The 16,688-nt window shown below is 31.6% G+C and carries 13 protein-coding genes and 1 pseudogene; 6 read left to right on the top strand and 8 right to left on the bottom strand.

The features are described from left to right. Positions 1 to 11 precede the first annotated feature (11 nt). The 5 genes and pseudogenes from BT107_RS11830 to BT107_RS11810 form a co-directional block, all read right to left on the bottom strand. Positions 12 to 728, bottom strand: a complete 717-nt coding sequence (locus BT107_RS11830; RefSeq protein WP_072304020.1) for a VIT1/CCC1 transporter family protein — start codon at positions 726 to 728, stop codon at positions 12 to 14. Positions 729 to 814: 86 nt separating this feature from the next. Beyond that, positions 815 to 1,720 (bottom strand): mechanosensitive ion channel family protein, encoded by a 906-nt coding sequence (locus BT107_RS11825; protein WP_084639225.1) that lies wholly within the window; start codon positions 1,718 to 1,720, stop codon positions 815 to 817. Positions 1,721 to 2,081: 361 nt separating this feature from the next. After that, positions 2,082 to 2,906 (bottom strand): endo alpha-1,4 polygalactosaminidase, encoded by an 825-nt coding sequence (locus tag BT107_RS11820; RefSeq protein WP_072304018.1) that lies wholly within the window; start codon positions 2,904 to 2,906, stop codon positions 2,082 to 2,084. A gap of 349 nt (positions 2,907 to 3,255) precedes the next feature. Then, a pseudogene (locus BT107_RS11815) lies at positions 3,256 to 3,644 on the bottom strand (DUF2200 domain-containing protein). A 153-nt stretch (positions 3,645 to 3,797) separates the two neighbouring features. Next, a complete protein-coding gene (locus tag BT107_RS11810; RefSeq protein ID WP_072304017.1) occupies positions 3,798 to 4,145 on the bottom strand; it encodes a YegP family protein in 348 nt (115 codons plus the stop codon). Between the two features lie 286 nt (positions 4,146 to 4,431). Here BT107_RS11810 and BT107_RS11805 point away from each other — a divergent pair, with 286 nt between their 5' ends. Further along, positions 4,432 to 5,244, top strand: a complete 813-nt coding sequence (locus BT107_RS11805; protein ID WP_072304016.1) for an endonuclease/exonuclease/phosphatase family protein — start codon at positions 4,432 to 4,434, stop codon at positions 5,242 to 5,244. 11 nt (positions 5,245 to 5,255) lie between these two features. Here BT107_RS11805 and BT107_RS11800 read toward each other — a convergent pair whose 3' ends face one another. The 3 genes from BT107_RS11800 to BT107_RS17540 form a co-directional block, all read right to left on the bottom strand. Then, positions 5,256 to 5,921: a response regulator transcription factor gene (locus BT107_RS11800; RefSeq protein ID WP_072304015.1), complete on the bottom strand. Its 666-nt coding sequence runs from the start codon at positions 5,919 to 5,921 to the stop codon at positions 5,256 to 5,258. 14 nt (positions 5,922 to 5,935) lie between these two features. Continuing rightward, positions 5,936 to 7,879, bottom strand: coding sequence for an ATP-binding protein (locus BT107_RS11795; RefSeq protein ID WP_072304014.1), 1,944 nt, complete (start codon positions 7,877 to 7,879; stop codon positions 5,936 to 5,938). A 68-nt stretch (positions 7,880 to 7,947) separates the two neighbouring features. Next, positions 7,948 to 8,124, bottom strand: coding sequence for a hypothetical protein (locus BT107_RS17540; RefSeq protein ID WP_170854733.1), 177 nt, complete (start codon positions 8,122 to 8,124; stop codon positions 7,948 to 7,950). 387 nt (positions 8,125 to 8,511) lie between these two features. On the opposite strand from BT107_RS17540, the gene BT107_RS11790 reads away from it, so the two are divergent. The 5 genes from BT107_RS11790 to BT107_RS11770 all read left to right on the top strand — a co-directional run bounded on the left by BT107_RS11790 (position 8,512) and on the right by BT107_RS11770 (position 16,601). Continuing rightward, complete coding sequence (locus BT107_RS11790) at positions 8,512 to 9,261, top strand: hypothetical protein (protein WP_072304013.1); 750 nt, start codon at positions 8,512 to 8,514, stop codon at positions 9,259 to 9,261. A 78-nt stretch (positions 9,262 to 9,339) separates the two neighbouring features. Continuing rightward, complete coding sequence (locus BT107_RS11785; RefSeq protein WP_072304012.1) at positions 9,340 to 10,419, top strand: metallophosphoesterase; 1,080 nt, start codon at positions 9,340 to 9,342, stop codon at positions 10,417 to 10,419. A gap of 104 nt (positions 10,420 to 10,523) precedes the next feature. After that, positions 10,524 to 11,699 (top strand): dicarboxylate/amino acid:cation symporter, encoded by a 1,176-nt coding sequence (locus BT107_RS11780; protein ID WP_072304011.1) that lies wholly within the window; start codon positions 10,524 to 10,526, stop codon positions 11,697 to 11,699. A 263-nt stretch (positions 11,700 to 11,962) separates the two neighbouring features. Beyond that, a complete protein-coding gene (locus tag BT107_RS11775) occupies positions 11,963 to 15,106 on the top strand; it encodes a SusC/RagA family TonB-linked outer membrane protein (RefSeq protein WP_072304010.1) in 3,144 nt (1,047 codons plus the stop codon). 13 nt (positions 15,107 to 15,119) lie between these two features. Then, positions 15,120 to 16,601 (top strand): SusD/RagB family nutrient-binding outer membrane lipoprotein, encoded by a 1,482-nt coding sequence (locus BT107_RS11770; RefSeq protein WP_072304250.1) that lies wholly within the window; start codon positions 15,120 to 15,122, stop codon positions 16,599 to 16,601. Positions 16,602 to 16,688 lie beyond the last annotated feature (87 nt).

Raw genomic sequence — 16,688 nt, 5'->3', positions numbered from 1 at the left:
GTAGGTAGTGTTTACCCAACATTTACGTTAAAAATATAACCAACTAGAGCAGTTAGTCCCATTGCAACAGTTCCCCAGAATGTAATTCTAACAATAGCTTTTTTAATACTAGAGCCGCCTGTTTTAGCTGCTAATGCACCTAAAATAATAAGAAAAAATAGGGCAAAACTGTAAAGAGAATATTCCATACTTTTTAATGGCAGAAAGAGCGTTACTAAAAAAGGAAGTAACCCACCAACTGTAAATGCTGCGCCAGAAGCAAATGCAGCTTGTATAGGTTTAGCTTGACTAATGTCGTTAATTCCTAATTCGTCTCTAATATGTGCTCCTAAAGCATCGTGCTCCGTTAATTCTTTAGCTACTGTTAAGGCTGTTTCTTTTTTTAAACCTCTTTTTTCATAAATTTCAGCTAGTCGTTGTAATTCAATTTCTGGCATCTCAAATAATTCTTTCTTTTCTCGTTCAATATCAGCTTTTTCAACATCTGTTTGCGAACTTACAGAAACATATTCTCCAGCGGCCATAGATAAAGCGCCAGCAACCAACCCAGCTAATGTTGCCAAAATAACAGGTTCTCTTAAGTTACTTGCAGCAGCAACACCAATTGCAATACTTGCTGTTGATAAAATTCCGTCATTAGCTCCAAGGACAGCAGCTCTTAACCAATTACTACGATGTATATAGTGATTGTCTAAATAGTGGTCTAATTCATCTGTTTTTTCTTCCATTTTAATTTTGTTCAAATTAGGAGTAGTAATTACGTAAACAGGACCCTGCCAAATAATTAATTAAACACGCTGTTTTGCACTATTTTTTATTCTTTTTTTATGTTAATATTAGGTATTTGAACAATTTCAAAAGTAGTAGAAGCTAGTTTTACTTTGCCGTCTGTCTTTTGAATTTCTTTTCCAATTAACTCATTTAATATACTTTTTGTGTATCTCCTTTTTTTATAATCTACTATATAACGCAGATTAAACTGTATCCAATTATCTGTCATAGTTATTGCTAAAGTAGGGTCGACTTCGGCATTTTCAATATAAAATTTGTTTACAACTTGGCTCCATTCTGATATAGATTTTGATACATATTCAGACAAGGTTTCAGAAGCAATTTTTACTACAATAGCTTTGGCTAATTCTACATCAGAACCATATCTTATAGGAATATTAAATTCGTCCCAAACAAAAGGAAAGTCTTTAGAATAATTATATACAGGTCCTTTAAAAACAAAGGCGTTACTTAACTTAACAATTCTACCACTATAATTATCACTAGAAACCCATTCTCCAATTTCCATCATAGTTGTGTATACGCTATCAATATCAATTACATCTCCCTTTATATTATTAATTTCTATTCTGTCTCCGGGCTTGTATACACCAACAAAAAAGATATAGAAAGAGCCAGCTACACTTAGAATTAACTCTTGTAGTGTTATTGTAATGCCAGCTGTAAGAAACCCGACAGCGAGTGCAAAGTCCTTGATACTACCTGTAAAGAAAGATATTGTAATTATTAATAGCAGTACATAGCCAAAAAATTCAACTGCTTTTTGAGATTTGTATCTTACTCCTGTGTCTGGTAGCTTTTTTCTTAAAAGTCGTCTTAGAAAAGCAATTATAAACAATATAAATACAGCCCAAATTAAATATTTAATAATATTTGTAGAAACAGGATGTTCATTCATCCACTTACTTATATTTTCAAATATTTCCATAATTTTATATAGTATAATAGCAGCTATCTGTTTTCTATTCTAATTCTACAAACTTTATTTAAAAGTTAGTCTTTATGTCTGCTATGAGATTGATATTAATGATGTTTATCAATTTTCTTTTTTATTAAGTTAAAAAAATACGTAGTTATGCTAAGAACAAAGTCGTAGTCAATTTAGTGACTAGGATAAAAAGTAGAATTATAAATACCTAATTTAGTAAATAAAAATAAGGCAAAACTCTAAAAAAAATTATTAAATAATAACTAGCAACTAATTACAAATTTTATGATTTTTTACACGAGTTCTTTTTACACAAAAGCAGACCTAGTAAAACAATAATGACTTTTTTTTGATACTAGAATTACTCGTTATAGTGAACATATTTTTGCAAATTGGCATCTTCACAGATAAAGGATAAATCAGAATTGTAAATACCTTTATATTCAGAATACACTTGGCCACAATTGGTTTCGTTATAATGGTTTATGATAACCAGTTTATCTGAGTCTAAAAAGCTTTGAGCTCCAGATTGGTTCCACCAATTTTTATCATTGCTATAAGATTCATATAAAACACCATCAAAATTAGAAGCGTGTTCTACCAAATTTTTAGCCATACATTTCATTCCTTTTAGGTGAACATAATCACAGAGTTCTTGATAATAAGCTATACCCTCTTCTTCTGTAACCTGAAACCCATAAGTAGCCCTTAATTCATCATCATAACACCAATCCATATTATCAAATTCGACCCAATCACAGCCCCAAGAGGCTATTTGGTCTATACGTGCTTTCATTATATCTAGTATGCCAGTGGTTGTAGAATTTACAAAATATTCATCTGGCCACTCTCCCCAAGATGTAGTTACTAAAAAAGGTGTCATTTTAGTAAAGTCATCTCTGTAGTTTTCACCTGTACCAATGCTAATATAGGCGCCAACCTCATTTCCGTTTGCCTTTATTGCTGCAATTGAAGCAGAAACATTATCTGCAAATGGGTCAAGTAAAACATATCCGTTTTTTGCATTTACAAGAATATCTTCAATTTTATCTGGTTCAAAATTTTCATTATAGGCTTGGTTATAAATGGGAATAGCGCTATTTAAAGTTGGAGCTTCTTCCGAATTATCAGATTGGTTACAAGAAATTAAAATGGATATTATAGCAACTAAGAGGATACGATTCATTTTATAGTTTTGATTTTGTGTACGAGTATTTTTCTCTAAAAGAACAATTTTTATTTTAATAAAGTAGCCTTTTGATTTTTAACATTGTGGCCAAGAAATAAAAAGAGAATATTTAATATAAATATTTTTTCATAAAGACCTATTTTAATGAGTGTAAAATGCTTATTTACATATTGTTGTGTGGTATCTAGACTAAATTAGAAATAAAATCTTAAATAGAGTAAATCTTATGTCTAATTTTTATTTGTGTGATATTGATTTGCCTAAATGTTATACGCTTTTTTAATACTCATTTATAGTTTGTACTATATTAATGTCATTGGTTTTGCTTTATATAGTTAAGAGTAATTTATTTCTTTTCTGTTCTCATAATTTTTTCCATTTTACGACCCTTCGCTAATTCATCAATAAGTTTTTCCATACGTCTACATTGCTTGTACAGTTCAAACTCATCCTCTATTTCTTCAATTCTATAGCCACAAACGACTCCTTTAACTAAGTGTGCGTTTTGATGTATTTTGGCTTTTTGAAAAAAAGTTCTAAAGGTTGCTTTTTCATCAATAAGTGTTTGTAAAGCATTTTCATCAAAACCAGTAAACCATTTAATTACTTGATTGAGTTCTTCTTTTGTTCTTCTTTTGTTCTTCCATTTTTCTCCAGCCTATTTAGGTAAAGAGGATAAATGGATGCAAATATCATATTAGCAACTTTTTCATTTTTTTCAGCTGTAACTTTCATTTATTTAATGTTTAATGAGTGCTAACGGTTTGTGTAAAAATACTGTGTGAATGAGTATCTAATTTAGGAAATAAAAACTGAACAGAAAATCAGCAAGGGTTTTAGTAAGTTGTATGTGGCAATTAAACTTGAATAGTTTTTTATTTCTTTTAATTACTCATCACTCTCATTTAAAAAATCAATTGTAGCAACAGTAGCATATAACATTACGGCGGCTATAGCTAGTTCTTTTTCTTCTAAAGTGTTGTACTTATTACTTTGTCCAAGTATAATATCTTCTTTTTGCAAAAGATTAAAATAGTGCTTATTATTTTTTGTTATTTTACTTTGGTAGCAGTCATAATCGTATGCATTTTGTTTAATAAAAATTATTTGCTGCTTGCATAGTTTAAGAGTTTTGCAAGTTTCGCCATATAATATTATTTCATCCTCACTTGTTTTAAGGTTAAAGTAAAACGTATTAGTAATAGTCTTTTTTACTTCGTAGTAAGGCTTAGTCATAGTAGTTGTGGGTAGAGAATATAGATTTGTACTAATAACTTACACTATATTAGAGAATTGCGTAAAGTAGAGGTCTTACTTGCTAAATTGGATAACTTCCCCCATTACCTTTTTAGCAAGCAGACCTAATACCATTTGTGTTATATATGTTAGTAATAACAAAGCAAATTTAGAACCATAAAATAATAAAGCATTACGGATATCCGTAATGGCTATGCTAAATACGTATTTACGTAAAAGGTTAGCAGACTTTTGTTATACTTTAGCTATTTAAAATAAATTATAGATGTTAAAAAAGTTATTGTTTTTATTCTTTGTTACAATTAGATTAACTGTATTCTCGCAAACGGAAGAAGTTAAATTAGTTTCTTGGAACATTAGAGATTTTGGAAAAACAAAGAGTAGCGAGGAGTTAAATAGTATAGCAGAGATTGTTAAAACTTATGATATTATTGCCATACAAGAGGTTGTTGCTGGCTACGGAGGTGCACAAGCGGTGGCTAAATTATCTGATATTTTAAATAGAAAAGGTAGTAAGTGGGACTATGTAATTAGCAACCCTACTAATAGCTCTAAATATGTAACAGAGCGTTACGCCTTTATTTGGAAAACAAAACATATTAAAATTAAAAATAGAGGACGGCTGGTAAAGGAGCTAGATATAGAAATAGATAGAGAACCTTTTTTGTTAGACTTTTACTTAGGTAAAGAAAAGTTTACAGTACTTAATTTTCATTCTAGACCCTATAATAGAGACCCAGAAACAGAGATTAAGGCGCTATCTAAGTTTGTGTTAAACTCGTTTTCTACACCAGTACTAATTGCTGGAGATTTTAATGTAAATGAAAAAGAAGTAGTTTTTAATCAGTTAAAAAATAGAGGGTACAATGCAACTCTTTCCAATAAAAAAACAACATTAAAAAGAACCTGTCCTAATGGCAATTATTTAAACCACGCAATAGATAATATTTTTTACTCTAAACAAATAAAAAAGTTAGATGGTAATGTTCTAGATTTTATTAAAGCCTGTAATAATTTGGAAGCAGGAAGAAACCTATCAGATCACCTTCCTGTTTTTTTAAAGTTTTCTATGAATTAGTAATTTAGGAATTAAATAATTCCGTCTCTCGTAAGTTTAGCAATTAGGTGCGTTGTGTTTTTTGCTTCAAAATCATCAAACAATTTACTAATTCTTTTGTCTATTGTGCTTTCGCTACTAGGCGAGATATTATTTTGCTTAAACTTTAGTACAATTTCTTTTTTACTTAAACCTTCAGCTAATTCTTTTAAAATAAGAAAATCATAATCATCTAACTCAATAATTGTATTGTTAGCGTTCATATTTATTTGTGGAGAAACGTAGTCGTTGCCGTCATAAACATCTTGTATAGCTATCATAAGTTCGTTAAGGTTTTCTCTACCTTTACATACAAACCCATTTATTTTTTGCTCTTCAAAAAGGGCTTTTATTTTTGTTGGGTTATCTTCCATAGAGTTTACAATAACCTTTATATTTGGTTGTACTCTTTTTATGGCGTTTATAAGTTCTATGCCAGAGGTAAGCTTACGGTCTGCATAACCTTCTTTAAACTGTAAATCTGTTACTAAAAGCTGAAAAGGAGAATTGTTATTACAAGCAACCACTGCTCGGTTGTAAGCTTTGTCACAATACAATTCTTCTTTAATTTCTGCAATAGATAGTTTTTTTGTTATAGCAGCTACTATACCATTATTGGTGTCCTGAAAATCTTCGGCTATTAATACTTTAGTAAACATAAAACAGCTATTTTTTAATTAGGAATTTTAATTAAGGTTTTAAAACCTTTGTGTTTGTCGGTTTCAAATATAATTGTTCCGTTTATGGCTTTAATACGCTTTTCCGTATTCAGTAGTCCATTTTTTGTATTTAGAGCATTTTTTTCTGCTCCAATACCATTATCAGAACAAATAACCTCTAAAATTTTAGCTGTTTGATTAAAGTTAATTTTTATTGCTGTTGCCTTACTGTGCTTTTTAGTGTTTATTATTAGTTCTCTAAGTACCTTATACAATACTGTTTTATTTATATTGTTTACCGCACTCCAATCTATGTCTTTACCACCTGTAATAATTAGTTTGGTACTTTGGGGCTTGTTTTGTTGTAACATACCATATAAATGGTCTTTGTAATTTTCACTTGTATCTACATCGTTTATTTCTCTAGAAAAGTCTCTACTTTGTTTGTACAAGTCTTCTAAAGAATCTAATATTTTACTGGTATCTGTATTACTTTGTACTAATACCATTGCGTGATTTATTTTTGCTCCAAAATCGTCATGCAGCTTTCTAGACAGTTGTGCTTCGGTTTCTAAAGTAGCTTGTAGTTTGTCTAATTTGTTTTGTTGTTTTAGCCTTTTACTGCGCTGTGTGTAAAAGTAAAACAGAAAGCCTAACCCAAGTAAAAGAACCATAACGCCAATACTATATCCCTGCTTTTGTGCACGTTGTTGCGTAAGTTCTAACTCCTTTTGAGCTTTTTCTTTTTCAAGTCGTAAAATAGATTCCTCTTTTAAGGCATCATCATATTTATACTTAGCAAACTGAGTTTTTACTTTTAAATCATTTTTATAAAGACTATCCTGTATAAATAAATACCGATCTCTATAATTTATATTTTTAGGGTGTACTTTAATTAAAAAACTTAGTGCGTCTTTTTCAGCTTTAGGGTTTTTTACCACCTTAGATAAGGTAATAACCGAATCTAAATATGAAGAAGCTTTTTTAGGGTTTTCAGCTAAATAAAACTCGCCTAAATGAGTGTAACTAGCAATTTTACCCTTTAAATCTTTATGTTTGGTTCTTTGTAGTAAAGCGTTTAGCAAGTCTGCCTCTATATTATGTGTACTGCCGTTTAACCATTTAGCATAGGCTAAGTTATCTAGTACCCTTGCTGCTTGTTTTTTATCATTTTGGGTTAAATCATTTTCATATACCTCAGTTAATAAAGTAATTGCCTTAGTATATTTTTTAGCACTAATATAAGAGGCTGCTAAATTGTTTTTGTACGTAAGTGCACTGTTTGGGTTTGTAGTTAAATTAATGGCTTTTTTATAGTATAGTTCAGCATCGTTAAAATTTAATAATTTCCTGTGGTTTGTAGCTAAACTATTGTAAGCATGGGCAACAGTTATACTATCTTTATCTGGGATTAAATATTGTAATGCTTCTGTAATGGTTTCTTTACTGCCAAAAAAATCACTTTTATTTTTTTGAATATTACTAATGCTAATTAAGTTTTTAGCAATCCAACTACTATCATTAACAGCTTTGTATTGGTTTTTAGATAAATTGTAATTTACAAAAGCACTATCTATATTATTAGCTATAGTATAAAAATAGTATGCCTTTAAATAATGTATATACCCTAGATTTGTTTTGTTTTTTGTGTACTTAGAATGATTTATAAACAGTTTACTGTAAAACAGCAAACTATCATATTGTTGTAGAAGAAGATGAGTATGTGTTTTTTGAGTTAAAACAGTATTGTATAATTCATCATTTGTAAACTTTACCAGGTTATAGGCTTTGTTAACAATCTCTATTTTTTTAATAGGTTTAAGTTTTGAGTTGGCAGCCTTATTAAGATAAAAAGAAACACTATCTAATTTAGATGCTGTACTTGGTGTAGTAGCGTTTTGTTTAGAAGTACAGGAAAAAAATAGGAGAACTACTATAAATACAAAAAACTTACCCAAAATATAATTTTTTGCATAAATGTATTCAAAAAAAGAGAGCTACACCAAAAGGTGTAGCTCATTTTTTTTTAGTTAACAGTATTAGGTATTGGAGGTGGTTCTGGTAAAGGAATATCTTCTCCATCATCACCTTCTGTTGCCTGTGTTTCATACAATGCATCGTTAGCGTCAACAGAATCTACAGAGCAAGAAAACATAGACATATTAAGAACTAGTGCCGTTAAGGCTATAAATACTTTTTTCATAATTTTTTTTAAAATTTTTAGACATAGGCGTTGCTGTCCGATCCGTTGTTCGAAAGTTTTTTTAGGTTGCAACAACCCTTTAAAATGTTAGGATTACTCCTTTGTTTTTGAGAAGTAGAAATTGTAATGCAGCAGTTTTTAACTACTTCTCGTCCGGCTAATCACCAACCGCATTACAGATTTCCGTAAGAAAGATTTTTCTAGAATAGCTATGTTAGCAACACACAGCTGTAAACCAATCTTGGGGCAAAGTAAATTGATTAAGAAAGTTTTGTTATAGACACATTAGGGACTTATATAAGACAATTAACAGACACCAGTGTTTACAGCGTTTGTAGAAGGTTGTGTCTTTACTTTGTCTAATTGATAATTTGTATTTTTGAACTAATGGAGCGTAATTATTTAAAAGAGATTGTTTGTGAATCATTTAAAAAAGCAAAAGAAGAGTGTGCTTCTCATTCTAAGTATGCACTGGCTATGCATATTGCAGATAAAACAACATTAAGTGCTAAAACTTTAGAGAGAGCTTATGATAAATATGTAAGTAATAAGGAGTCTAAGTACAAGAATATTAATGATTCTAGCGTCAACCTATTGTGCAAATATTTAGGTTATGAGAATTATAAAGAATATGTAAAAGCTAACCCAGCAAATAAAACGCAGAAAGAAAGCAAAACAGGTTCTTTAAATTCAACAAGAGATGATAAGGTGAATAAAAGGAGTGCTTTAATAATCATTATGTTATTAGTTTGTGCTTTAGGAGCCGCTGTTTATTTTTTTAGTCAAGCACCAGGTAGCCAAACAGAAAAATGTATGGTTTGGGTAAAAACGGAGTACCAGCTAATAGACTGTACTACTAATTTACAACCAGAATATAGAACTCAGATTTTACCTTATGATAAAAATAAATTGAAAAATTTTAAAAAAGTTGAGGTTACTATGGTTACTAATTTTTTTGATGAAATAACTAGTAAGCCTTTATTGTGGTATTGTAAAAATAATGATGAAATAGAGTACTTCTCTAGCCCTGGATTACACCCTGTTACGGGTAAAACACTCAGGGCAATTACACCATATATTGTAGAGAAGTATGTGCCTTTACATTCTAATAATAAAAGTTCCTTTATAAACGAATAAACTAATATTTCATTTATTTTTGATGTTTTAAAGAAGAAAACAATCAACCTTTTAGGTTTGTTAGATCATTTCGTTGGTATGAAAAAAAATTACAATTATTTAGTAATAGCATTTTTAGTAGCTGTAACACTGCAGACTGCACAGGCACAAAAGAAGTATGAAGCTCCTAAACTATCTAACCCAAACTCTTGGAGTTTAATCTTGGTACCAGATACCCAAAACTACGTTAAGTACCAACGTAACCAAGGCACTTTAGATTTAATGACGGCTTGGATAAGTGAAAACATAGATTCGCTAAATATTAAAATGGTACTGTGTACTGGTGATTTGGTAGAACAAAATGATATGATTGTCCCTGACGGTAAAAACGGAAATCAAACAAGTAGAGAACAATGGTTAGCGGTATCTAGAATGTTTGGTAGGCTAGACGGGCAAGTACCTTATGTCTTGGCTGCAGGTAATCACGATTATGGTTACAAAGCAATAGAGCACAGAGGTTCTAATTACAATACATATTTTCCGGCACATAAAAACCAAGCAAATTATAAATTACTTAGCGCAGCTGCTAAAAATGCAGGCGGACACCCAAGTTTAGAAAATTCAGCGTTTGATTTTACAGCTCCAGACGGGCGTAAATTTTTATTTATGACCTTAGAGTTTGCACCAAGAGATACTATTGTTCAATGGGCGAAAGGTGTTGTAGACGATAAAAAATACAAAGAGCATACTGTTGCAGTACTTACGCACTCGTATTTAAACGCTAAAAACCAGCGTATAGAAAAAGAGAACTATTCTATAAAAGATGCTAACTACGGCGAGGCAGTTTGGCAAAAATTGGTAGAGCCATCTAAAAACATACAACTTGTTTTTTCTGGCCATATAGGAGGTGCAGACAATTTTAAGGCACACGTAGGCTTTAAAGAAGATAAAAATAAAGGAGGTAAAAAAGTAAGTCAAATGGCATTTAACGCCCAAGCTATGGGTGGTGGTTGGCAAGGTAATGGTGGCGATGGCTGGTTAAGAATACTAGAGTTTTTACCAGATGGTAAAACAGTGCAAGTGCATACGTTTTCTCCTTTATTTGCAGCATCACCAGCAACCAAGCATTTAGCGTGGAGTACAGAAACATTTAACGACTTTTCTTTTTCTTTGGATTAGTAGTTTTTATCAATTTATAGAAATAGAAATTTACTAGCGTTTAAAATTCTGTTGTAATTTACTTAGGCTATATTTGTGTTTCTTACAAACAACAAAACTAAATTATGCTTAAAAAAATTACATCAAACCTACTGTTTAAAGTATTTATTGCCATTGTTTTAGGTATTTTAATTGGTTTGTATTTACCAGAATCTATAAATAGACTGTTTAATACTTTTAAAGCATTTTTTAGCGAGTTTCTTGGGTTTGCCATTCCGTTAATTATTTTAGGCTTAATTATGCCTGCAATTGCAGATTTAGGCAAAGGGGCTGGTAAGCTGTTGCTTATTACAGCCGCAATTGCATATGGGTCTACTTTATTCTCTGGGTTTTCAACCTATTTTGTAGCATCGGGTCTTTTTCCTTCATTTATAGAACCACAAACAGTAGAAAATGTTGGTGAGGGTGTAGAAAAATTAAGTCCGTTTTTTTCCATAACAATTCCGCCAGTATTAGATGTTATGTCGGCATTAGTCTTAGCTTTTGTTATTGGTTTAGGATTGGCATCTCAAGGAGAAAGTACCTTAAAAAAGGTAGCGTCAGACTTTCAGAAAATAATTATGCTAGTGATAGAAAAAGTAATTATTCCTCTATTGCCACTTTACATTTTAGGAATCTTTTCTGCTATAGCATATAATGGCCAGGTAGAATCTGTTTTAAGTGTATTCTTAAAAATTATAGGTATTATATTTATTATGCACCTTGCTTTAATGCTAGTACAGTTTATAATAGCTGGAGCAATAACAAAAAAGAATCCAATAAGAGCATTACTAAATATGGCACCTGCGTATTTAACAGCTTTAGGGACACAGTCGTCTGCTGCAACAATACCAGTTACATTACAGCAAGTACAGAAAAATGGTGTATCTCCTAAGGTTGCTAATTTTGTAGTGCCACTTTGTGCAACCATACATTTGGCAGGTAGTACAATGAAAATTGTTGCTTGTGCAGTAGCGTTAATGCTTATGCAAGGTTTAGATTTTAATTTTGGAATGTTTGCAGGTTTTGTAATGATGCTAGGTATAGCAATGGTTGCAGCTCCAGGAGTTCCTGGTGGTGCAATTATGGCTGCTGTTGGTATATTACAAACAATGTTAGGTTTTAATGCAGAAGCGCAAGCATTAATGATTGCACTTTATATTGCAATGGATAGTTTTGGTACAGCAGCAAACATTACCGGTGATGGTGCTATTGCACTTATAGTAAACAAAATTGTAGATAAGGATACTATTGTAGTATAACCTTAACTTTTTAAACTATATAAAAGAAGCCTTACTGTAGAGTAAGGCTTTTTTGTTTCCTGTTTTTTTAATTAAAAAGAATAACTCTTCAGTATATGTAGTATAAAACATATGGTAATTGCCAAGATGTCAAGACTTTACTATTTGTTAATATTTTTAACAAAAACCTTTCAATTATTTAATATGTATAGAGATTTGACCTAACAATGAGATTTGATATTTGCGACAGAACAACTAATAAATGTTTCCAAATATTAAAGAAAATGAAAAAAAACCAACTAACCCTAATTATTGCTTTACTGGCAATTTTTGTAGGCTATTCCCAAGGTTCGCTTAAAGGAAAAGTCTTAGACGAGAGCAATGTTCCATTGGGTGGAGCATCAGTTATTATTAAAGGAACCAAAACAGGTGTGGCTACTGATTTTGATGGTAATTTTGAGATTAGCTCTTTACAAGAAAACACAACACTTTTAGTATCATACATAGGCTATGTAACAAAAGAAGTTGCTATTACTAATGAAGCTTTTGTAACTATTCAGCTTTTGCCAGATTCTGAAAAGCTAAATGAGATTGTAGTTACTGCCTTGGGAATTACAAAGTCTGAGAAAAAGATTGGGTATGCAACGCAGAAGATAGATACAGAGATTATAGATGAAATAAATACACCTAACGTTGGTAATTTATTTACAGGTCAGGTAGCAGGTCTTTCTGTTAGTAATCCAACAGGTCTTTTACAGAGTCCGTCTTTTTCTCTACGTGGTAAAACACCTTTAATAGTAATAGATGGTATAGCAGTAGAAACAGATTTCTTTGACGTGTCTGGAAACAATATTGCAGATATAAATGTACTTAAAGGTACTACAGCATCTGCTTTATATGGCTCTAGAGGTAGAAACGGAGCTATTTTAATTACAACAAAAAATGCTAAAGTAGAAGGCTTAGAGGTTTCTGTAAGTCATAATACAATGGTATCTGCAGGTTTCACAGTTTTTCCAGAAACACAAACGGAATATGGTAATGGTTCTAACGGAAAATATGAGTTTTGGGATGGTAAAGATGGCGGTATTTCTGATGGAGATATGATTTGGGGACCAAAATTTGAGCCAGGTGTACTGGTATCTCAATGGAACAGTCCAATTTATGATAATGTTACTGGCGAAACTACACCTTGGTGGGGAGATGTTGCAGGTACGGAGTATGATGATAAATCTCGTTATTCTAGAGTTCCAACTCCTTGGGAATACCATAATAACTTAAAAGATTTTATGGGAACCGGTGTTATTTCATCAACAGATTTTTCTATAGCTAGTAAGTCAGAAAAAGGATCTTTTCGGTTGTCAGGTAATTACTCTTCACAAAAAGATAGAGTGCCAAATTCCGAATTAAAGACAGGAGGATTAAGTTTTAAAAGTACAACCAACCTAACCAATTCACTTACTTTAGACAGTAAACTATCTTATAATAAAGTATATTCTCCTAATTATCCGCGTCACGGTTACGGACCAAAAAACCATATGTATACTATTCTTATTTGGATGGGTGATGATGTAAATGGTAAAGAGTTACAAGAACATATGTATGTGCCAGGACAAGAGGGTTATAGACAAGCCAACTGGAACTATGCTTGGTATAATAACGTATATTTTGCAGCTAATGAGCTTAACCAAAAGTATGATGCTAACCTTATTAATGCACAACTAAAATTAAATTATAAAATAACAGATGACCTTAAGTTACAAGCTAGAGGATCTGCAGTTCTAAAAGATGTTTTTGAAGATAGAGAAAGTCCTAAAACGTATTTAAATTATGGAGATGCTAGAGAGGGCGATTATAAAACTTGGAATAACGAAAGGTTAACAATAGATTATGATGTTCTTGCATCTTATAATAAAGCTATTAATGATAATATTTCTTTTGATGTAAATGCTGGTGCATCTACCTTTTATAGAAAATACCAACAAGAGTATAACTCTACAGATGGTTTAGTAGTTCCTTTTGTATACAGTTTAAATAATACTAAAGGAAACTTAAACGCTAGTACGTATTTAGAAGAAAAAGCTATAAACAGTGTATACGGCACCTTGGGTTTAGACCTATATAATGCAGTGTTTTTAACTGTTGCCGCAAGGAACGATTGGTCTTCTACTTTACCAGAAGAGAATAGGTCTTATTTTTACCCTTCAGCCTCATTAAGTACCATTGTGTCTAACTACATAACAATGCCTAAAGCAATAGATTATGTTAAGTTTTTTGGATCTTGGGCAAAAGTATCTAACGATTTAAGTCCGTATAACACAGAAGCATATTACTCTAATAATGGTGTTTTTGGTGGTAACGTAAAATTACAATACCCTAATGGGTTGGTTAATGCAGATATTAAGCCAGAAAGCTCTACATCTTTTGAGTTAGGTATGTCTACAGCGTTCTTAAAAAACAAACTTAGTTTAGATGTAACTTATTACAATGTTGTAGATACAAACCAGATTATAGATTTACCAGTATCTAATACTTCTGGATTTGAAAACAGAAAGGTAAATGGTAACGAGTATACAACTAATGGTTTAGAAGTAGTTTTAAACGCAACACCAATACGTACAGATAACTTTAGATGGGATATTGGTACAAACTGGAGTAAAAAAGTAAAAAAAATCACTGAAATTTATGGTGATAATGATAGGTACAATAATTTAAAATTAAACGAAAGAGCAGATAGTTATTACGCTACGGTTTGGCAAAAATCTGCAGACGGTGATCTAATCTTAGGATCAAACGGTTTACCTATTAAAGATAATTTCCAGAGAAACTTAGGACATTCAGACCCTAGCTGGACATTAGGATTGCAAAACTCTTTTAAGTTTAAAAATTTATCTGTAAACGTTGGTATAGATGGTGTTTGGGGAGGATTAATGAGATCTTTAACGGTAGAGAAAATGTGGTGGGGTGGTAAACATCCAAATTCAACCGAATTTAGAGATGCAGAATATGCAGCAGGACAACCTGTTTATGTGCCTAAAGGAGTAAATGTAACAAGCGGAGAGTTGGTTACAGATACAGATGGTACTGTACTGTCTGATACAAGAGAATATCAAGAAAATACAACGGCAGTTAGCTGGCAGACTTGGTCACAAAATTACCCTTATAGAGCGGCTGTATCTTATAAAGAGAATAAAAAGTTTGCCAATATTTTTGATCGTAGCTTCTTTAAACTACGTACACTTTCTTTTAAGTACAATTTTACAGAGTTAGTAAATATAGAAGGTGTTAAAAACTTAGATGTAACACTTAGTGGTTACAATTTATTTGTGTGGAAAAAGGCAGATATTATAGATCCAGACTACGGAAACGATAATAATTTGCAAGATCCGTCTACAAGATATTTAGGTATTGGTGTTAATGTTAAATTTTAGTAATACAAACAAAATGAAGAAAATAGGAATTTTATTCGGTTTACTTATTTTGATAGCGGTTTCTGCTTGTCAAGATTTATCAGATATAAACGATAACCCAAATAATGTTAATCAAACTCATCCGCAGTTATTATTAACAAACATAGCGAGTAGTGCTTTTAGTGTTAATGGCACATCTTCGTTATATGCATCTCGTATGTTGGTGCAGACAGATGGTGAAAACAACAATCAATATTACAATTGGGATAGAGCGGGCTTTGGTGATTACAATATGTTAGGTGAGGTTACTAAAATGATCCAAGAAGGAGAAAGAATAGAAAGTAAAGAATACGTAGCCATTGGTAAATTTTTTAGAGCTTATTATTTTTACAATCTAACTTTAACCTTTGGAGACATACCATATAGTGAAGCTTTACAAGGAGAAACAGATGCTAGTTTTAGTCCTAAATACGATTCTCAAAAAGAAGTTTTTATTGGTGTTTTAAAAGAACTTGAAGAAGCAAACACACTTTTAAAAGACAATAATGCTATTGTAGCAGGAGATATTATTTATAATGGAGATATGTCTCAGTGGCAAAAACTTATAAATTCGTTTAGGTTAAAAGTGCTTATAACATTATCTAAAAAAGAAGGAGATGCAGATTTAAATGTAAAAAGTGCTTTTTCGGCTATTTATGCTAACGAATCTATAATGCAGTCTATAGAAGATAATGGGCAACTTGTATTTTTAGATCAAGAAGGTAGTAGGTATACAGAGTTTAATTCTAGTGGTTATGGTTCTGGTATGTATATGTCTTCTACGTTTATTAAAAGATTACAAGATAGAGAAGATCCTAGGTTGTTTATTTTTTGCGGAAGAACAAAAAATGCCAAAGAAACTGGTTTAGCTCTAGACGATTTTAATGCTTACGAAGGCGGAGATCCATTAGCTCCTTATGCGGAGGTTAATGATAAAGCTGCAGCTGGTGATGTTTCTAAAGTAAATTTAAGATATACAACAGACCCAACAACAGAACCACACAATTTATTAAGTTATTCTGAAGTAGAATTTATTTTAGCAGAAGCAGCGGTTCGTGGTTGGATTTCTACAGATGCTAAAATGCATTATGAAAACGGAATAAAGGCATCATTTAGTTTTTACAATAGGTACGCCAAAGGTTTTGAAAATTATGTAGAGTCTACAGATGCAGATACATATATGGCAGGCTCTTTGGTTGCTTTTAACACTAGTGCTAGTTTAGCAGAGAAGTTAGATTTTATTTTAACGCAAAAGTATTTTACTTCTTTTCTTCACTCTGGCTGGCGTATGTATTTTGATCACTTAAGAACAGGTTATCCAACATTTGTGCAATCGGCTGGGGCAACACCACCAACAAGATGGATTTATCCTTTATCAGAATACAACAACAACTCAGATAATGTTGCAAGCGCAATAGAGTCTCAGTTTGGTGCTGGTAACGATAAGATTAGAGAAATAACATGGTGGTTAAAATAAACTGAAAAGCATACTTTTTATAGCTGTTAAAACCAAAGAAAATTATTCTTTGGTTTTAGCTTATAAAGCAACAAGAGCAGTTAACAT

Source organism: Cellulophaga fucicola, assembly GCF_900119145.1.
GTDB classification, from domain to species: domain Bacteria; phylum Bacteroidota; class Bacteroidia; order Flavobacteriales; family Flavobacteriaceae; genus Cellulophaga; species Cellulophaga fucicola.
Note: the sequence above shows the minus strand (reverse complement) of the source record. Positions and strands in the feature narration are given on the sequence as shown.

Excerpts from the sequence above, each read along its gene's own strand:
- BT107_RS11830 (WP_072304020.1), bottom strand. The coding sequence starts at position 728 with ATGGAAGAAAAAACAGATGAATTAGACCACTATTTAGACAATCACTAT.
- BT107_RS11780 (WP_072304011.1), top strand. The coding sequence starts at position 10,524 with ATGCTTAAAAAAATTACATCAAACCTACTGTTTAAAGTATTTATTGCC.
- BT107_RS11790 (WP_072304013.1), top strand. The coding sequence starts at position 8,512 with ATGGAGCGTAATTATTTAAAAGAGATTGTTTGTGAATCATTTAAAAAA.
- BT107_RS11770 (WP_072304250.1), top strand. The coding sequence starts at position 15,120 with ATGAAGAAAATAGGAATTTTATTCGGTTTACTTATTTTGATAGCGGTT.
- BT107_RS11820 (WP_072304018.1), bottom strand. The coding sequence starts at position 2,906 with ATGAATCGTATCCTCTTAGTTGCTATAATATCCATTTTAATTTCTTGT.
- BT107_RS11785 (WP_072304012.1), top strand. The coding sequence starts at position 9,340 with ATGAAAAAAAATTACAATTATTTAGTAATAGCATTTTTAGTAGCTGTA.
- BT107_RS11775 (WP_072304010.1), top strand. The coding sequence starts at position 11,963 with ATGAAAAAAAACCAACTAACCCTAATTATTGCTTTACTGGCAATTTTT.
- BT107_RS11810 (WP_072304017.1), bottom strand. The coding sequence starts at position 4,145 with ATGACTAAGCCTTACTACGAAGTAAAAAAGACTATTACTAATACGTTT.
- BT107_RS11800 (WP_072304015.1), bottom strand. The coding sequence starts at position 5,921 with ATGTTTACTAAAGTATTAATAGCCGAAGATTTTCAGGACACCAATAAT.
- BT107_RS17540 (WP_170854733.1), bottom strand. The coding sequence starts at position 8,124 with ATGAAAAAAGTATTTATAGCCTTAACGGCACTAGTTCTTAATATGTCT.
- BT107_RS11825 (WP_084639225.1), bottom strand. The coding sequence starts at position 1,720 with ATGGAAATATTTGAAAATATAAGTAAGTGGATGAATGAACATCCTGTT.
- BT107_RS11805 (WP_072304016.1), top strand. The coding sequence starts at position 4,432 with ATGTTAAAAAAGTTATTGTTTTTATTCTTTGTTACAATTAGATTAACT.